This is a genomic window from Dyella sp. A6 (genome assembly GCF_036320485.1).
In the GTDB taxonomy this organism is placed as follows: Bacteria; Pseudomonadota; Gammaproteobacteria; order Xanthomonadales; family Rhodanobacteraceae; genus Rhodanobacter_A; species Rhodanobacter_A aluminiiresistens.
The window spans coordinates 608,508-625,629 of record NZ_CP132911.1; the positions used below are offsets into that span (position 1 = coordinate 608,508).

At 64.0% G+C, this 17,122-nt stretch carries 14 protein-coding genes and 1 rRNA gene; 6 read left to right on the plus strand and 9 right to left on the minus strand.

From position 1 onward, the window contains the following. Window positions 1-24 precede the first annotated feature (24 nt). From rrf to rocF, 4 genes are all read left to right on the plus strand, one after another. Window positions 25-137, plus strand: a 5S ribosomal RNA gene (rrf, locus tag RA164_RS02490). 173 nt (window positions 138-310) lie between these two features. Next, a complete protein-coding gene (locus RA164_RS02495; RefSeq protein ID WP_329742401.1) occupies window positions 311-1,882 on the plus strand; it encodes a tryptophan halogenase family protein in 1,572 nt (523 codons plus the stop codon). Between the two features lie 31 nt (window positions 1,883-1,913). Further along, entirely contained in the window at window positions 1,914-2,978 is a 1,065-nt protein-coding gene (locus RA164_RS02500) for an IS30 family transposase (protein WP_329742306.1), read from the plus strand. A 158-nt stretch (window positions 2,979-3,136) separates the two neighbouring features. Further along, window positions 3,137-4,048, plus strand: coding sequence for an arginase (gene rocF, locus RA164_RS02505; protein WP_329742402.1), 912 nt, complete (start codon window positions 3,137-3,139; stop codon window positions 4,046-4,048). A 52-nt stretch (window positions 4,049-4,100) separates the two neighbouring features. Here the strand turns inward: rocF and RA164_RS02510 are convergent, their stop codons facing one another. Further along, window positions 4,101-4,430 carry a YegP family protein gene (locus RA164_RS02510; protein ID WP_329742403.1) on the minus strand — a complete coding sequence of 110 codons (330 nt, stop codon included), beginning with the start codon at window positions 4,428-4,430 and terminating at the stop codon, window positions 4,101-4,103. Window positions 4,431-4,539: 109 nt separating this feature from the next. Here RA164_RS02510 and RA164_RS02515 point away from each other — a divergent pair, with 109 nt between their 5' ends. Both RA164_RS02515 and RA164_RS02520 read left to right on the plus strand, forming a co-directional pair. Continuing rightward, entirely contained in the window at window positions 4,540-5,904 is a 1,365-nt protein-coding gene (locus tag RA164_RS02515; protein WP_329742404.1) for a tryptophan--tRNA ligase, read from the plus strand. Window positions 5,905-6,237: 333 nt separating this feature from the next. Beyond that, the gene (locus tag RA164_RS02520) at window positions 6,238-8,475 is read left to right on the plus strand and encodes a DUF5916 domain-containing protein (protein ID WP_329742405.1); all 2,238 of its coding nucleotides are present in this window, start codon (window positions 6,238-6,240) and stop codon (window positions 8,473-8,475) included. Window positions 8,476-8,565: 90 nt separating this feature from the next. Here the strand turns inward: RA164_RS02520 and RA164_RS02525 are convergent, their stop codons facing one another. The 8 genes from RA164_RS02525 to RA164_RS02560 form a co-directional block, all read right to left on the minus strand. Continuing rightward, complete coding sequence (locus RA164_RS02525; protein ID WP_329742406.1) at window positions 8,566-9,339, minus strand: DUF2968 domain-containing protein; 774 nt, start codon at window positions 9,337-9,339, stop codon at window positions 8,566-8,568. Between the two features lie 138 nt (window positions 9,340-9,477). Further along, window positions 9,478-11,229: a hypothetical protein gene (locus tag RA164_RS02530; RefSeq protein WP_329742407.1), complete on the minus strand. Its 1,752-nt coding sequence runs from the start codon at window positions 11,227-11,229 to the stop codon at window positions 9,478-9,480. Between the two features lie 3 nt (window positions 11,230-11,232). Further along, window positions 11,233-11,679, minus strand: coding sequence for a DUF3613 domain-containing protein (locus tag RA164_RS02535; RefSeq protein ID WP_329742408.1), 447 nt, complete (start codon window positions 11,677-11,679; stop codon window positions 11,233-11,235). An 8-nt stretch (window positions 11,680-11,687) separates the two neighbouring features. Beyond that, window positions 11,688-12,494, minus strand: a complete 807-nt coding sequence (locus RA164_RS02540; protein ID WP_329742409.1) for a tetratricopeptide repeat protein — start codon at window positions 12,492-12,494, stop codon at window positions 11,688-11,690. Window positions 12,495-12,582: 88 nt separating this feature from the next. Next, on the minus strand, window positions 12,583-13,530 hold the full coding sequence (locus RA164_RS02545; protein ID WP_329742410.1) for a type II secretion system F family protein: 948 nt from the start codon (window positions 13,528-13,530) through the stop codon (window positions 12,583-12,585). Beyond that, window positions 13,527-14,450: a type II secretion system F family protein gene (locus RA164_RS02550; protein WP_329742411.1), complete on the minus strand. Its 924-nt coding sequence runs from the start codon at window positions 14,448-14,450 to the stop codon at window positions 13,527-13,529. Before RA164_RS02550 ends, RA164_RS02545 begins: the two co-directional genes overlap by 4 nt. Next, complete coding sequence (locus RA164_RS02555) at window positions 14,447-15,769, minus strand: CpaF family protein (RefSeq protein WP_329743464.1); 1,323 nt, start codon at window positions 15,767-15,769, stop codon at window positions 14,447-14,449. The genes RA164_RS02550 and RA164_RS02555 overlap by 4 nt, the downstream gene beginning before the upstream one ends. Window positions 15,770-15,798: 29 nt before the next feature. After that, the gene (locus RA164_RS02560; RefSeq protein ID WP_329742412.1) at window positions 15,799-17,112 is read right to left on the minus strand and encodes a P-loop NTPase family protein; all 1,314 of its coding nucleotides are present in this window, start codon (window positions 17,110-17,112) and stop codon (window positions 15,799-15,801) included. Window positions 17,113-17,122: the final 10 nt, after the last annotated feature.

The following is a 17,122-nucleotide window of genomic DNA, read 5'->3' on the forward strand; positions in this document are numbered from 1 at the left end:
TTTAAGCGCTGACCCCACCCCTTCCCTGGCGGCCATAGCGCTGTGGTCCCACCCGATCCCATCCCGAACTCGGAAGTGAAACGCAGCCGCGCCGATGGTAGTGTGCACTTGCATGCAAGAGTAGGTCACCGCCAGGGGCTTTATCCTTGAAACCCTCGATCACTTCCGTGATCGGGGGTTTTGTTTTGCATCAACAATTAGCATGTGCTCGGGCTTAAGTGCGTACGACTTTTGCAATACAAATTGACAGCGCTGTCAACGGATGTTGTGATCGACCGTCACAGGGCAGCAGATCGACGACGGTGAGGTGATGGCACGATTGCGCAAAATATTGGTCGTTGGCGGCGGTACGGCTGGCTGGCTGACGGCCTGTTATCTAGCCAAAGTGGTCAATGCCAAGGCGCCAGGAAGTACAGATGTCGCGCTGGTCGAATCGCCGCGAATCGGTTTGCTTGGTGTGGGCGAGGCTACTTTCCCGTCGATTCGTGGCACCTTGTCCGCGATCGGTTTGGATGAATGCAGCTTTCTCGCCCGTACCGGTGCGACCTTCAAGCAAGGCATTCTGTATCGGGACTGGGTGCGTTCACCGGGCGAGCCGGGGCGTAGCGAGTTCTTTCATCCTTTCAGCTTGCCCAACCAGCGCTCTGGTGGACAGGAACTGTTGCCTTACTGGTTGCTGGGTATGGCACCTGGCGATATGGCATTCGCCGAGGCCGTGACGTTGCAGAGCCGCCTCGTTGACGGAAATCGCGGCCCGAAACGATCGGCCGATGCCGACTTCCAGGGTGCGATGAATTACGCGTACCACATTGATGCCGCCCGTGTAGCCGAGGTTCTGGCCGATCATGGCCAAACCGAGCTTGGCGTGAAGCGCCATCTTGCGACTGTCGAGCACGTGTCGCTCGATGAGCAAGGCAATATCGAACACATTGCAACGCGCGAAGCCGGCAGGCTCGATGCCGATCTCTACATTGACTGCACCGGCCTGCACGGGAAACTGATCGGCGAGGCAATGCACTCGCCGTTCCAGAGCCGGCGCGATGTGCTGTTTGCTGATCGCGCCGTGGCCATGCAGGTGCCTTATCCGCAGGTGGACGCCCCGATTCCGTCATACACCATGGCGAGTGCTCAGACAGCAGGATGGATCTGGGATATCGGACTGCAGGATCGGCGTGGTGTGGGCTATGTGTATTCATCGGCCCACAGCACCAAGGACGAAGCCGAGACCCTTTTCCGCCAGCACCTCGGTGACGCGGCTGCAGGCATCGAGGCACAGCACATCCGCTTCGAGACGGGGTATCGACCGGAGCACTGGCGGAAAAACTGCGTTGCTGTCGGTCTGGCCGGTGGCTTCGTCGAGCCTTTGGAATCCACCGGGATCGCGCTGGTGGAGCTAGGCGCCTATCTGATTGCACACCTGCTACCTGGCGATACGGATGACATGGAGCGTGCCGCGCGACACTACAACCAGATGGTCGTGGCACGTTACGACCGCATCATCGATTTCATCAAGATGCATTACTGCCTGAGCCAGCGGCGGGACTCGGCATTCTGGGTCGACAACACAATGGCAAGCACCGTTCCGGAAACGCTGCAGGACAAGCTTGCGCTATGGAAGCATCGCCCACCACACCGGCTCGACTTCGTCAGTGACCTGGAAATGTTCCAGGTGGCGAGTTGGCAGTATGTGCTTTATGGCATGGAATTCCGCACCGAGCTGGAGCCGATGCGTACGGCCTACCCACATGCCGAGGAAGCGCAACGCGAATTCCGCATGATTCAACAGGTAGCCGAGCACGCCCTGCGCGACTTGCCAGGACACCGTGCGCTGGTCGAGCAGATGGTGCAGCGCAGCCGGACACGTGGTGGGCGGTTTCTATGATCAAGTGCATCACCCCACGACAAGGTGATGCATGGGTCAGCACTATGGACATCTGAGCGCCGAAGAACGGGGCGCGATCATGGTCGGCAAGGCTCGGGGGGAGAGTGCCCGGCAGCTCGCCCTGATGCTGGGTCGCTCACCCAGCACGATTTCGCGGGAGCTGGCTCGCAATGGTCACCAGGAACCGTCCGTCCTGCCTCGGATGGGTCGGCCAAGGTTGAGCTACGACGCCAGTCGAGCCGGCCAACGCGCCCGGCGCCTGGCACGTAAGCCGCGGCGCGAGCGCAAATTGCGGCGGGACGGTCAGCTGTGGTGCCTCGTGCGCCGCTTGCTGGGCAAGGGCTGGTCACCTCAACAGGTGAGTCGCACACTGCGGCGTCATCACCCGGATGAGCGAGCCAAGCACGTGTCGCACGAGACGATCTACACCGCGATCTATGCCGCGCCACGCGGCGAACTGCGGCGGGGCCTGGTCGCACTTCTGCGGCAGCACAAATGTGCGCGTCGGCCGCGTGGTCAGGGTGCGAACCGGCGCGGCCGGATGCACGACTTGCCGAGCATTCATGATCGTCCACTCGAAGCCAATGAACGGCTGTTGCCCGGCCACTGGGAAGGCGACTTCATCAAAGGCGCCCGTAACCGATCCTCGGTGGGCGTACTGGTGGATCGTCGGACACGTTTCCTGAAGCTGGTGAAGATGGAGGGGTGTTCGGCGGAGGATGCGCTGAAAGGCTTCAGCCGCGCATTCCGGCCGCTGCCACCGGAACTGCGCCAGACGCTGACTTACGATCAGGGCAAGGAAATGGCGCTCTACCGGACGCTATCGGAGCGCACTGGATTAGCGATCTACTTCGCCGACCCACGTAGCCCTTGGCAACGCGGCATCTGCGAGAACACCAATGGCCTGCTGCGCCAATACCTGCCTAAAGGTACGGACTTGTCGGTCTACAGCCAGAAGCAGCTCGACGCGATCGCCCGACGCATGAACCTCCGGCCACGTGCCACTCTCGATTACCACTGCCCTGCAGAAATGTTCATCCGTGCCATGGGCAGAGATGATCTGGCCGATGCCATCGATGGTGCACTTCTAGATTGACACCGCCGTGTAAAAAGCAGGGCAACAGCGTGAAATCTGCGCGAAAGATGCTGTGTGTCTCCGGCGGTCTACGCGACTCAGCGGTGCACTGCGTCACGGCCTTGTAGGCCCGAGCAGTTAGACTGCTCGGCCTGCTACAGCCTCATCGTGAAAGCATCATGAGCAAGAAAATCGCACTGGTTGGCGTACCAACCGACATCGGCGCAGGACACCGCGGCGCCTCAATGGGCCCCGAAGCCTTGCGCGTGGCCAAGATCAACGAGCGTCTCCGCAAACGTGGTTTCGACGTGGTCGATCGTGGCAACCTGCACGGGCCGCATAATCCGTGGCAGCCGCCCACCGAGGGCTACCGCCACCTGCCCGAAGTGCAGGCCTGGAATACGGCAGTGCACGAAGCGGTCTACCGCGAACTGGGCGAAGGGCATCTGCCGGTGATGCTCGGCGGTGACCACTGCCTGGCGATCGGCTCGATCAGTGCCGTAGCACGACATTGCCGTGACCACGGCCGGAAGTTGCGCGTGCTATGGCTGGATGCGCATACCGATTTCAACACGGCACTGGCGACGCCGACCGGCAACATTCATGGCATGCCGGTCGCCTGCCTGTGCGGGAAAGGGCCATCGGAACTTACCGGTATCGGTGGCCATGTGCCGGCCACTACACCTGACGTGTTCCGTCAGATCGGTATCCGTTCGGTGGATGACCCGGAGAAGCGGCTGGTACGCGAAGTGGGCATGGAGGTATTCGACATGCGCCACATCGACGAAGTGGGCATGAAGCGCACAATGGAAGAAGCGTTGGCCGGAATCGATGCCGATACGCACCTGCACGTCAGTTTTGACGTGGACTTCCTGGACCCGACGATTGCTCCGGGTGTCGGCACCACGGTGCGTGGCGGACCGAACTACCGCGAAGCGCAGCTGTGCATGGAAATGATTGCCGATACCGGCCGCCTGGCTTCACTCGATATCGTCGAACTGAACCCTGCGTTCGACAAGCGCAACGCCACGGCGAAACTGGCGGTCGACCTGGTGGAATCGCTGTTCGGCAAGTCCACCCTGATCCATTGATGTTGCCGGGGCACGACGTGGCGTCTGCCATGCCGTGCCGATCCGGGGTGGCCTATTCCTCCACAAGCGCGGCCTCGGGCGCGTTCTTCATGACCGAGGCGATGCCTTCGTCGCAGGCGCGCTCGCTCTCGTAGGTCTGGCTGGCGCCGATGACCTGGCCGTTGCCGGCTTTCAGGTTGAAGTGGAACTTGCCATTGTCGGTGGGCTTCTTTTCGTAGTGCGCGGCGTCGCCGGCGTTCTTGCGCACCGATTCGATGCCGTTGGTGGCGCCGCCGCGGTCTTTGTAGCCCTGGCTCTGCAGGATGATCTGGCCGTTGCTGGCCTTGAGGTTGAAGTAGATGCTGCCATTCTTGCCGGTGAACAGCGTGAACTTGCCTGTCATGTGCTCTCTCCTTGGTGTGCGGCCGCCTCGTACGGCCAGGGTCCCCTGATCTCCGTGTGTCCTGGCCATGATATGGCTTAAACTGGCGTTTTACCTGTAGCGCGCCTGTATGCATACCCGAGTCCTCACCGGCATCACCACCACCGGCACACCACACTTGGGCAATTACGTCGGGGCGATCCGCCCTGCGATCGTGGCGAGTTGCCAGGCAAACGTGGACGCCTTCTACTTCATGGCCGACTACCACGCGCTGATCAAGAGCGACGACCCGGCGCGCATCGAGCGCTCGCGGCTGGAGATCGCCGCAACCTGGCTGGCTGCCGGTCTGGACCCACAGAAGGTCACGTTCTATCGCCAGTCCGACATTCCAGAGATTCCGGAACTCACCTGGCTGCTCACCTGCGTCACGGCCAAGGGCATGCTCAACCGTGCACATGCCTACAAGGCTGCGGTGGACAGGAATGTGGAGACAGGCGAAGACGCTGATGCGGGCATCACCGCTGGCCTGTACATGTACCCGGTGCTGATGGCCGCCGACATCCTGGCCTTCAATGCGCACAAGGTGCCGGTCGGGCGCGATCAGATCCAGCACATCGAAATGGCGCGCGATATCGCTCAGCGTTTCAACCACATCTACGGCAGCGAATTCTTCGTGTTGCCGGAGGTGCTGATCGAGGAACAGGTCGCCACGCTGCCGGGCCTGGACGGTCGCAAGATGTCCAAGAGCTACGACAACACCATCCCGCTGTTTGCCGGCGGTGCGAAGCAACTGCGCGAAGCGATCATGCGCATCGTCACCGACTCACGTGCGCCGGGCGAACCCAAGGATCCGGACAGCTCGTCGCTGTTCACCATTTTTCGAGCCTTCGCCAATGAAGCGGAAACGCAGGCGTTCCGCTCCGCGCTTGAGGGGGGCATTGGCTGGGGCGAAGCCAAGCAGATGCTGTTCGAACGGATCGAAGTCGACGTGGCGCCGATGCGCGAGCATTACGAAGCGCTGATCGCCAAACCGGCCGACATCGAGGACATCCTGCGCGAAGGTGCCCGGAAGGCGCGCGACACGGCCACGACTCTACTGCTGACACTGCGCGAGGCAGTCGGCCTGCGCTCGATGGCCAAGGCGGCGACGCATGCCTCGGGCCCGGTTGCCACGGCATCGAAAGAGAAGCCGCCACGCTTCGCCAGCTTCCGCGACGAGGATGGCCGCTTCCGTTTTCGCTTGCTTGCTGGCGACGGCGAGGAACTGCTGCTGTCCGAACCGTTTGCCGATCCCAAGGCAGCGGGTCTGTTGCAGAAGCGCTTGCGCGAGCCGGGTGGCGCGGGCGTGGCTGTGGAGGTCGAGGGGCAGTTGGCCCGACTGCGCATCGACGGTGAGCTCGTGGCGACCACGCCGGACTACGCGGACACGGCCACGCGCGATACCGCGGTCGAGCGGCTGCGTGGCGTGCTCCAGCGTTTCGCCACGTCTGACTGAGACGGGAAATCAATTAAGGCCGCGTGCGGCCCCGTATCGCAGATCCACGCGAGGTCGCGTTCGGGCAGTCGCGCACATGACACGGCTATCGGACTGCGAAGGACGCATTCCTGGCAGTTCGCGTTTCCGGCACGGACCGGATAGCCAGCCCACCCGACCGGATCTTGGCGTGCACAAACTGCATGCGGCCGTCCCGCATAGGCCATCAGTCAGGCAGACGCCGCTGCACATCTGCGGCTAAATGGGAGGTGAACGTCGCCTTGCCCAAGGCGGCACCTGCTCTCCATCCAGACACCGCCCGACGGAGTCCTGGTGTTGTGGACTTTGTCGAAGATGCGTCTTGCTGGCTTGCTGCTTTTCATCGTTGCTGTCCTGTTTGCGGGCGCCGCGCATGCGGTCACCATCGACGGACATATCGAGCCAGGCGAGTGGAAGGGCGCGCTGCATATCACTGATTTCCGCGATACCCAGCCGCTGACCGGCAAGCCGGGATCGCTGCCTACCGAGGCCTGGGTACTGGCCACGCCCAAGGGACTGGCCGTGGCGTTCCGCTGCATCCAGCCGCCGGGCGTGCCGCGCAGCACCCAGCATGTGCAGCGTGATTTCGACGACCAGGTCGATCGCGTGAACCTGATCGTGGATTTCGACGGCGACGGTCGTGTCGGCTACAACTTCACGGTCAGCTCCACCGGCGGCGTGTACGACGCGGTGGTCACCAACGAGTCGCACTTCGACAAGGACTGGGACGGCAACTGGAAATCGGCCAGCAGCGAGGACGCACAGGGCTGGACAGTGGAGATGCTGATTCCCTGGTACATCGCACCGATGCGTCGTGGCCATGACGGCAAGCGCATCATCGGCCTCTACCTGGACCGCGTGGTCGCCGCCACGGGTGAACGAATGGCATGGCCGGTGGCGAGCTATCAGCGCGCACGTTTCCTGTCGGATTTCCGCAAGATCCAGGTGCCGGACTACAGCCAGTCGCTGTTGGCGATCACCCCTTACGTCTCGGCCGTCTACGACAACGTGCATGGAACCAGCCAGTTCAAACGTGGCGCGGATATTTTCTGGAAGCCGAACGGGCAGTTCCAGCTCACCGCGACCTTGAATCCGGATTTCGGCGAGGTGGAAAGCGACGACCTGGTCGTGAATTTCGGTGCCACCGAAACCTACTACAGCGACAAGCGGCCGTTTTTCACCGAGAACCAGGGCATCTTCGATTTCAGCCTGCTCGACGACAACAGCCAACTGGTCTACACCCGACGGGTGGGCGGGCCAGCCGATGACGGTCAGGGCGTGAGCAACATCGACGGCGCGGTGAAGCTCAACGGTAGCGTGGGCAATACCAGCTACGGCCTGCTGGCCGCCGACGAGGCCGGTACGGATGGACGCCGCTTCAGCGCAGTGCGGCTGGTCCATGCATTCGGTAGCCAGAACCTGGGCCTGATGCTGACCGATGTCGACCACCCATGGCTCGACCGCGAGGCACGCGTGATCGGCATCGACGACCATTGGCATCCGACGCCCGGCCTGACCGTGGCCGCCAACGTGGTCGGCAGCGACATCGCGCAGAGCGGTGTCAGCACGCATGGTAGCGGCGCCACGTTATTGATCGACGCCGATCACGGTCATGGCTGGCGCGAGGAGTGGGCGGCCATGCACTTCAATCCCGAGCTGCAGGTCAACGACTTCGGTTATCTGGAACGCAACGATTTCGACTATGCGCACTGGGAGGTACGCAAGCGCATCACCGACCTGTCGTCCGACTCCATCTACACCTCGCACGACTGGCGCGTACGCGTCGATGGCATGAACGACACCGAAGGGCTTGATCTGCGCCGCCAACTTCGGATCGAGCGCGACAGCAGCCTGCGCAACGGTGCTAGCGAAGACGTGCAGCTGAACATCAACAGCGCGGCCTGGGACGACCTGCTGACCCGTGGTCACGGCGCCTTGTATCTACCGGCCACGTTTGATCTGAGCTATCAGCATGATTCGCCGCGACATGGTCTGCTTTCCTACAACCTCACTGCGGATGTGCTGAGCGGCGGGCTGGGCGGCAACCGCAGCATCGGTTACGAAGTGAAGTTCATTCCCACGTATTACCTGACCGATACTTTCAACCTCTACGCCGGGCCGTATTACGAGCATCAACCCGACTGGCTGGTATGGCAGCACGACAACCTGATCGGTCGTTTCGACGAGCACACGGTGGAACTGCTTGCCGGTTTTGACTGGAGCATCGGCAACCGCCAGGAACTGCGCATGAAACTGGAAGGGCTGGGCCTGGATGCGCGCCTTCGCGGTGCCTACCGGGTCAACGGGAATGGTCGTGCGATGGTCAGCACCGACCCGGTGGGCGATCTCGGTGTGCGCAACATGGGCCTGCAGCTTCGCTATCGCTACAAGCTGGCGCCGCTGTCCTACCTCTATGTGGTGTACGCGCGCGGTGGCTATGTGATGGACGATTACGTCCAGGACCGCGGTGTAGGCCGTCTGTTCCAACAGAGTTTCTCGTTGCGCGATGACGAGCAGCTGCTGGTGAAGCTGGATTACCGCTTCGACATCTAGGGCGAACCCGGCGCGCAAGCGACGACACCGGGCACTCCAGCAAAAACGCGCCCGGTGCGGGCGCGCCTGGGTTCACGCATTGCAGGCCACTCAGGACGAAGGCGTGCCGGCTGCCGGTGCGTTGTTTGCCGTAGCCGCGGGTGCGGTATTGGGTGTGATGGAGGGCAGGATCAGCGACGGGTCCGCCTGCTGCTTTTCAAGTGCGCGGATGCGCTGCTTCATGGCATCGAGCTGGTCGCTGGTGCTGTGCAGGTCGGCACTGAGCGTCACCGCCTGCTGCTTGGCCTGCTGCTGCGCAGTGGCTACTTGGCGAGCCTGCTGCTGCTGGTAGCTGGCATCCTGCTGCAGATTCTGCAGGTGCTGCTGGTTCAGGGCGATCAGGTGTTCGGCATAGGCATTGCCGGCCTGTAGCCGGGTGGTGTCGATGTCGACCTGGGCAAGTTTCCGGGTCTGCGCCACGAAGTTGCGGTAGATGCTTTCCGCATTCTCGTAGGAATCGGTCTGGATCACGCGCCAGAACTGCTTGCCGTGAAACAGGGCCACGTAATAGCTGAGCTTGCTGGTCTGGAATAGCAGGCTGGCGCCGTAGGTGGCGTTGTAGGTGGTGCGCAGCTCGGTGAGCTGGTGCGTATCGATCAGTTGCTGCAGGCGGGCGATGGTGGCGCTGGCCGGTGCTTCGCTGGAGCCGACCGCGGGAACCGGGGAGGACGGTGCCTGCCCGTCGTGGCTGGCTGGTGCGGGAGGGGGCGCGACATGGCTCACCGGCGTAGAGGCGCAGGCAGAAAGCGTGGCACATGCCAGTGCCATGGCCAGTGCTGTGATGACGTGGCGTTGCGAGCCTGCGTGGCGAGTCGTTCGATTCATCCCCTGTATCCCCCTGAGTGGCATTCGGTCCTGATGGCACTGTCGCGGCGAAGCTGCCCGCAGCTCCGGCGTATCCTGACGAAGGATAAGGGCAGCCGGCTTCCGGTCAAGTGGCATGGGGACGAAAAGCATGACATTTCAATAGACCAGCCGGGTGCCGGGGTTGCAGTTCACGGACATCAGGTTCACGTCGGCCGTGCCGATCTGGATGCCGACGGTCTGGAGCAGTGGCCCGATCAGCGCCTGGTCGAGCGTGTCGAAGAGCGGTGTCAGTACCGGCTGGAGAAGTGCGGTTACACCGTCAAGCAGCGATCCGAGATCGACACCAAGCGGGTTGACGCTGAGTTGCAGGTTCGGAGAGGCGAGCAGGCTGGTGATCGCCGTCCCCAGAATGGCCGAAGGCGTGCCGTCAATCCAGGTCATTCCCGACTGAAGTGAAACCGATGTGGACGTGTCGACATTGAAGGTGTGCGACGCGGTTGGTGTGGTGGCGAGCGTGACATTGGCCATGCCCTCGATCGCGGCCACGGGCAGTCCAGCCAGACTTACATTGACCAATGGAGCAGGGCTGCCGCTGTTGATCAGGCTGGCCCACGATTCGGTCGTATTGTCGAATGCAGTCGGCGTCAAGCTGCCGAGGAACGATTTGAGCACGCCGGGTATTGCCTGGATCGTCACGTTGTCCTGCAGCCCGCCGGTGCCGGTCGGCATTTCGCACTGGATCGAGGTGATGGTCGCGTCGCTTGGTGCCACTTCGAGGTACAGCGGAATGCTTAGCAGCGATTCGTTGCTGGCCAGCGACGTTGTCACGGCACTGACATCCAGACCCAGACGGACTTGCGCCGTGTGCGCGGTGGTACCCACTCCGCCGACACCAATCTGCGGCGGTTCAATGATGCTCAGCGTCAGGCTGACGCTTGCGATACCGGGTATTCCCACGGTCGTTGCAGGCAGGGCTACGGCGTTCTTGCTGTCGCCGGCCATGATCACGGAGCTGAGTATGTCCAGCGCATTGACGTTGGTGTTCAGCGCGGCATTCGGGTCGGTGGTGTTTGCGTTGACGTCGAGGACGTCGCCGAGCGTGATCGGCACATCGCCGAGCTGGGCTTTGATCAGGGCGATCTGCTGGTCGACAAAAGTGAGGTCGATGCCCGCCGCGGCGGGGTTCTTCGAAAGCACCTGTGCATAGGCATCAAGGAAGTTGCCGACGGTAATGGGAGCCTGCAGCACGCTGTCGACGGTGCCGGCGTCGATATTCATCTGTTTGACCAGGTCGAGCAGCGAGATGTCGGTGTTGGCGATGCCGTTGTAGCTGAGCAACTGCAGCCCGAGCGAAGTGCCCAGGGTGGTGTTGAGCAACTGGTTGAGCGGGCTGCTCGAGTCGATACCCAGCAGTCGCGAACCGACCGAAAAGGCCGCGATCGGATCGCCGTTGACGGCGACGGCGTCCGCGTTGACCGGGAAGGTGGATTTCCAGGCCAGGCCCCACAGCGCCGGTAGCTGTCGATGCGCGACCACCTTGATCGCTGCGACGCTGCTGGCCGAAGCAGGCAGCAGCACGCTGGAACCGTTGGCGGGTTGCCCGCCGCAGCTGATGTCGATGCTGGTGTAGCCGTTTGCCGTGGTGCCGCCGTTCTCGACGGCATTGCCGGATGCCGCTACATAAGGTGTGGAGCCTGCCGCACAGCTGGTGCCGGTCAGTTGCTGGGCGCCGGACAGCGCGGCCATGTCTGCCACTTTCTGGACATCGTTGTGGGCCCAGTACAGATAGCCGACCTCTGCGATGCCGAGGATGCTGATCAGTCCGAGCAGCATCAGCATCATCGCGATCGCGATGGCGCCGCGCTGGCGGCGCGGGTCGGCTGCGTGATGGCGGGCCCGTGCCTTCATGCGCTACCTGACACCGTTGCCGCCCTTGCTGACGGTGGTTTCGAAGAACTCGGGGATCGGATGGCTGAAGCTCTGCATGTAGCGGCGATAGGCGGCGCTGGCCTCATCGCCCAGCATCGGCAGGGCCGGGCCGGCGTGGGTGCCGCTGACCTGCATGCGCAGGAGCCTGCGCGTGACGTATCCGATGGCATCGGGGTCGGTTTCCTGGGCGGGTTCGGAGGTGGGGGCGACGGCCATGTCGGCGGCGGGGGCTGCACTGGGGACCGGGACTTGCGCTGGCATGGCCTGCATTGGCACGGCCACGGCGTCGGGCGTGGTGGCCGGCGGCGCGGCCACCGCATGCGCGCCATCCACCATCTGTCCGGTAATCGGCTGCTGCTGGGCAAGTACGGCCGTGCATGGCAGCAGCCCCAGCGCGACGAACGCCATGACCTGGCGCATGAGGGGCATGGGTATATTCATGGGTTGGTCCCTTGCGTCGATGAAGTCGGGCCGAAGCGGTCGAGCACGCCGCCCGGAATGCCGGATATCCCGGTGGCTACCGGTATCTGCCGGGGCGAATGGCTAACCGGGGTGACGGTTGCCGTCGAGGATGCATTGGTGCTCGACGATGTGATGCGCAGACGTGTCGCCAGGCGACGGATCGCATCGCGGGAAGCTTGCGGCAGCTTGGCGCCCTGCATGATGGCGTCGGCCTGTTGAGGGTCGCCGTCCAGCAGTGCCCACAGCGCCAGGTTGGCCATCGCCTGCATGTCCGATGGTTCCAACTGCGCAGCCTTGGCCAGCGGCTCGTGCGCGGCGGTGACATGTCCGGCACACAGCCGCGCGTAGCCGAGGTCGCTGAGGTAGGCGGCGTCGATGGGGTCGAGATACACCGCTTTCTGCAGGTCCTGCTCGGCCTGCGCGTGTTCGCCTGCGCGTGCGGCGATCAGGCCTAGGCCATGCCAGGCGGCGGCGGCCTGGTCGCTGTGCAGCAGGCCGCGATAAACCGCCGCGGCGGCGTTGTCCTGGCCGGTCTCGCGCAGGGCGTCGGCACGCAGGCGGCGAAGCTCGGGTGGGCTGCCGTAGCGGAGCCGGTACGCATCGATGTGGGCCAGCGAAGCGTAATAGGCTCCCTGCTGCTGCATCTTGCGGATCAGCTGCAGGTAGACGTCCTGGTTGTCGTGCGGCGAACTGCCCGGTTCCACCAGGCTGGCCGTCGGCACGTGGTTGGGATAGCCGCTGCGAATGCCGCAGCTGGCGAGCAGCATCGTGGCCATGGCCATGCCGGCAGATGCGGCCAGCCGGATGGATCGGGGTGGATCCGCACGGTGTCCACCGCGGCGTGGCCCGTCAGCGTGGCGCCTGTCCATTTCAGTGTCCCCCCATGCGCGACATCGTGCCGATCAACGCCACCACTGCCGGTCCGGCCAGTACCAGCATCAGCGCGGGCAGCAGGGTCAGCATCATCACCACGGTCATCTTCACCGACAGCTTGCCGGTCTTTTCCTTCATGCTCATCTTGCGCTGTTCGCGCAGACGGTCGGCGAACTGGCGCAGCGGCTCCTGCACCGCGCCGCCGTGCTCGTGCACCTGCACGATCATCTGCACCAGGCTGCGCATGTCGTCGTTGTCGAACGATTCGGCCAGCCGGCGCAGCGACTGTGCGCGCGGTCGACCGTGCATGTAGGACGTATTGGCGTCGCGCAGTTCGCGCCCGAGCACCGGGAGCACGCTCGGAAAGCGTTCGGCGATGGTCTGCAGACTCTGGTCCATGCTGAAGCCGACTCCCTGCAGCAGGCGCAGAAGATCGATCAGTAGAGGCAGCTCATCGCGTGCCTGTCGGCGCAGACGGTCGGCCCAAGCGTGCAGCGCAAACTTCGGAAGCAGGACGCCCAGCGCCAGCGCGGCGAGCAACTCGCACAGCCCGCGGACGCCGGCCGGATGCAGCCAGACGCCGATCGTCAGCGGCAGCAGCAAAGCCAGTACCAGGCGAAAACCGAGATAGGTGGCCCGGCCGGCCGCGGTGTTGCGATTGGCTTGGTCGAGCAGCAGGCGGTCTTCTGGTGCCAGCAGGGCCTTGCCCAGGCCATGACCCTCGAAGCGGCGGCCGATCGCCTGCACCGCATCCAGCATGCGTTGCCAAGGGCTGCGCGGATCGGGCTTGGCTTCTTCGGCCAGCGGCTTGTGCTGCAACGCCCGTTCGATCACCTGCGTCTGCTGATGCCCACTGCGATAGCGCTGCATCATCGCCAGCGCGAACAGCAGGGCGCCGCAGGCCAGGGCGATCAATGCGAGGACAAGGAGTGCCGTCTCGATCATAGCGACTTGGCCAGGCGATACAGCAGGAAGCCGCCGAGCAGTTCCAGCACCAGCGCGATCAGCAGGATCTTCTGCCCCAGTGGATGGTGGAACATCGGCGTGAAGAAAGTCGGGTGCATCAGCGTCATGAAGGTGGCCACGGCCACTGGCAGCAGGCCCAGGACCCAGGCGGACATGCGGGTTTCGGATGTGATGGCACGCAGTTCCTGCTGCGCCTGATCGAGGTCGCGCATGAAATCGCTCATGCGCTGCAGGATCTGGTCGGCGCGACCGCCCATGCGCATGCCGGTACCCAGCACCACGTGCAGCAGTTCGAGCGACTGCAGCCGGTACGGCCGGGAGGCCAGCTGCAGCGCCTGGTCGAGATCGTTGCCGGCGCGTACCGACAGCATCGCCCGGTCGAGCACTGCTCGCAGCGGCATCTGTACCGACGATGCGGTTACCTGGAAGGCCATCGGCAGGCTGTTGCCGATCCCGGCAAGCCGGACCATGCCGTCGAGAAAGTCGGGCAGCTGGCGCAGCAGCTGTTTCTGCAGCCGTTCGATGCGGGTACGTAGCCATAACCAGACCACCGCCGCGTAAAGCCCCAGCATCAACGGCACGGCCCATGCGCTGCTGACGCGCCACCAGCCGAACAGCGCCAGCATTAGGCCCAGCGCCAGTGCAATGGCGGGCAGACGCACTCCGGTCGGTAGGCCGGCGCGCAGGCAGAGGTTGTCGGTCGGCAGGCTATCGCTCCGGCGGCGTCGGGCGACCGCTTTTGCCGGTGCGGCGGCAACGGTGGGCGTGCCGGCCAGGCGCTGCTCGATATGCGCCAGGCTGCGCTGCTGCTGCTGTCGCGCCGTACCGAGCCACCACAGCTCGATGGCCGCGGCGAGCGCGAGCAGTACCAGACTCAGCAGCGCCAGCACCTGGGTCATGGCAACGTTCCGCCGCCTTCGCGCAGGAACTGGCGGAACGGCTCCAGCTTGTGCGTATGCGGGTGGAAGCCCAGGCCGGGCCAGCGGTCGTGCTCGGTGCCTTCCATGTCCACGAAGGTCTCGTGCCGATACATTTCCTGGGTGGTGATGATGTTGTCGCCCACGCCAGTGACCTCGGCGATGGACGAGATCACGCGGCGACCATTGCTGAGCCGTGCGATCTGGACGATGAAGTCGATCGCGCTGGCGATCTGCCGGCGCAGACTGTTCTCGCTGCCCTGGAAGCCGGCGAAGCCGGAAAGCATCTCCAGGCGGTAGAGCGCATCGCGCGGCGAGTTCGCATGGATGGTGGACATCGAGCCGTCGTGGCCGGTGTTCATCGCCTGCATCATTTCCAGTACCTCGGCGCCGCGCACCTCGCCGACGATGATGCGGTCGGGGCGCATGCGCAGGCTGTTGCGCACCAGCTCGCGGATGTTCACCGCGCCGTCGCCGTCGAAACTGCCGAGGCGGCTTTCCAGCCGGACCACGTGCGGATGGTTGAGCGACAGCTCGGCGGTGTCCTCGATGGTGATCACGCGCTCGTTTTTCGGGATGAACGAGGCCAGAGCATTGAGCAGCGAGGTTTTGCCCGAGCTGGTGCCGCCCGAAATCATGATGTTGCAGCGGCCCAGCACGGCGGCCTGCAGCAGGGTATGGATGGCCTTGTCGAAGGTGCCGCGTCTGAGCAGCTCGTCCGGCGTGAACGGGTCCTTGCGGAACTTGCGGATGGAGATGCTGGGGCCGGTGACCGACAGTGGTTCGATGATCGCATTGAGACGGCCGCCGTTGGGCAGGCGTGCATCGACCATCGGGTTCGACTCGTCGAGTCGGCGACCGAGCGGTGCAAGGATGCGGCGCACGATGCGCAGCAGGTGTCGGTTGTCGCTGAAGCGCACGCCCGGTTCGCGGTCCAGCACGCCGCCGCGCGACACGTACACGTCGTCGAAGCCGTTGATCAGGATGTCCTCGACCTCCGGGTCCATCAGCAGGTCATCGAGCGGACCGAAGCCGGTCAGCTCCTTCACCAAGGCATCGGCGACCTTGCGCATTTCGGTCTCGTTGACCGGAATGCGCCACTCCTGCACGAAGCCCGTGGTCTCCGTGTTGACGTACTTGACCACGGTGTCGTGCGACCACGAGCCGATGTCCAGCCGCTGGTCCTCGATGCGGTTGAGCAGGAATTCGTGCGCGGCGGACAGCACATCCTGAAAGTGCTGGGTCTGTTCGAAAGGTACGCTGTGCGCCGCACCGTTCAGCGCGTCCTCGTCACGACGCATGGCGGCGGACAGGCGGGTATTCGGCGGGTTCATTTGGCTTTCCATCGGGTAGCTCCCCCAAGCGGAATCAATTTCTTCCAGCGCGACTTGGCCGATGCGCGCGGCGTGCTGATACGCAGTCGGGCGAGCAAGGGCGCCAGGGCGCGTATATACGGATCGCGCGGCGCGAGCTGGTGCAGCAACAGGCCCTGACTGGCGGCGCCGCGCAGTGCGCGCATGCGGCTGGGCAGCGTGGCCAGCAGGGTCAGGTCGAAGCGTTTCGCGATCTGTTCGGCGGTGACCGCGCACTCGCTGTCGTAGCGGTTGACGATCAGCGACAGGCGATGGTCGCGCACGCCCGCACGCTCCAGTTCGCGCAGGCGCGCGTCCAGCGAGACCATCGCGCCGATGCTCTGTTCGGCAACCAGCCAGATCTCGTCAGCCGTCTGCAGCAGGGCATGCGGAATCTGTTCCGCGGACAGGCCGCCCAGATCGCACAGCATCAGGTCCATGTGGTCGAGCAGGCGATCGACAAGTACGCCGGCCTCGGCCGCATCCGCGGCTGGCAGCGGCTTGCCGGTACCCTGCGAAAGCACCGCCAGGCGGCTGGAATGCCTCGACAGCGCCGTCCGCAGCAGGGTGGCATCGATGCGGCTGGCATTGCGCAGCGCATCGCTGAAATGGAATTCGCCGACCACGCCGAGATACAGCTCGGTGTCACCCGCCGGCTGGCCAAGGTCCAGCAGCAGGGCCCGTGCGGCCGGTTCCTCCATAGCCGGGTCTGCCGGGCTGTTGCCGGATTTGTCCGTCGGGTTGCGCGGTGGCATGGCCTGTACGCCCAGGTGCGCGGCCAGGGTGCTGGTACCTACGCCGGGACGAACGCCCAGCAGCAGGATCAGCTGCCCGCGACGGCGGGTTGCCTGGGTACCCTGCGCACGTGCGTTGGTCGGCAGTTCCAGCGCATGTTCGAGCAGGGTACGGATGTCCTCGTCGCTGGCATCCATGTCCAGGAAGTCCAGCACGCCGGCGCGCAGGGCCGCGAGCACACCGGCGGCATTGTCGGCGGTGGTGGCGCCGACGCCGAACAGCGGAAGCCCGGGCGCCAGTGCGGTGAGTCGGCTGGCCAGCGCGGTCGATGCCTGGGCATGACCGGGGCTGTAATCCAGCAGGATCAGATGCTGCCCGTGTTCCTGGCGCTCCCAACGCTCAGGCGAGAACAGCCGGCTGTCCTCCCACTGCACGTTGGCCAGCTTGTGCAGGCGTGCCGCCAGCCGCTCCGCGCGCGCTTCATCCGGCGAGTAGAACAGTACCTTCACGTCGGCGCGCTGTCTGGCAAGGGGAAAAATGGACGCTATCGCATGCATGACGTCGCTC

What these genes read in the sequence shown, in the direction of transcription:
- RA164_RS02550 (WP_329742411.1), bottom strand. Translation starts at nt 14,450, where the DNA reads ATGACCCAGGTGCTGGCGCTGCTGAGTCTGGTACTGCTCGCGCTCGCC.
- RA164_RS02515 (WP_329742404.1), top strand. Translation starts at nt 4,540, where the DNA reads ATGCATACCCGAGTCCTCACCGGCATCACCACCACCGGCACACCACAC.
- RA164_RS02495 (WP_329742401.1), top strand. Translation starts at nt 311, where the DNA reads ATGGCACGATTGCGCAAAATATTGGTCGTTGGCGGCGGTACGGCTGGC.
- RA164_RS02540 (WP_329742409.1), bottom strand. Translation starts at nt 12,494, where the DNA reads ATGGCCATGGCCACGATGCTGCTCGCCAGCTGCGGCATTCGCAGCGGC.
- RA164_RS02555 (WP_329743464.1), bottom strand. Translation starts at nt 15,769, where the DNA reads ATGCGTCGTGACGAGGACGCGCTGAACGGTGCGGCGCACAGCGTACCT.
- RA164_RS02510 (WP_329742403.1), bottom strand. Translation starts at nt 4,430, where the DNA reads ATGACAGGCAAGTTCACGCTGTTCACCGGCAAGAATGGCAGCATCTAC.
- rocF (WP_329742402.1), top strand. Translation starts at nt 3,137, where the DNA reads ATGAGCAAGAAAATCGCACTGGTTGGCGTACCAACCGACATCGGCGCA.
- RA164_RS02525 (WP_329742406.1), bottom strand. Translation starts at nt 9,339, where the DNA reads ATGAATCGAACGACTCGCCACGCAGGCTCGCAACGCCACGTCATCACA.
- RA164_RS02500 (WP_329742306.1), top strand. Translation starts at nt 1,914, where the DNA reads ATGGGTCAGCACTATGGACATCTGAGCGCCGAAGAACGGGGCGCGATC.
- RA164_RS02520 (WP_329742405.1), top strand. Translation starts at nt 6,238, where the DNA reads ATGCGTCTTGCTGGCTTGCTGCTTTTCATCGTTGCTGTCCTGTTTGCG.
- RA164_RS02545 (WP_329742410.1), bottom strand. Translation starts at nt 13,530, where the DNA reads ATGATCGAGACGGCACTCCTTGTCCTCGCATTGATCGCCCTGGCCTGC.
- RA164_RS02530 (WP_329742407.1), bottom strand. Translation starts at nt 11,229, where the DNA reads ATGAAGGCACGGGCCCGCCATCACGCAGCCGACCCGCGCCGCCAGCGC.
- RA164_RS02535 (WP_329742408.1), bottom strand. Translation starts at nt 11,679, where the DNA reads ATGCCCCTCATGCGCCAGGTCATGGCGTTCGTCGCGCTGGGGCTGCTG.
- RA164_RS02560 (WP_329742412.1), bottom strand. Translation starts at nt 17,112, where the DNA reads ATGCATGCGATAGCGTCCATTTTTCCCCTTGCCAGACAGCGCGCCGAC.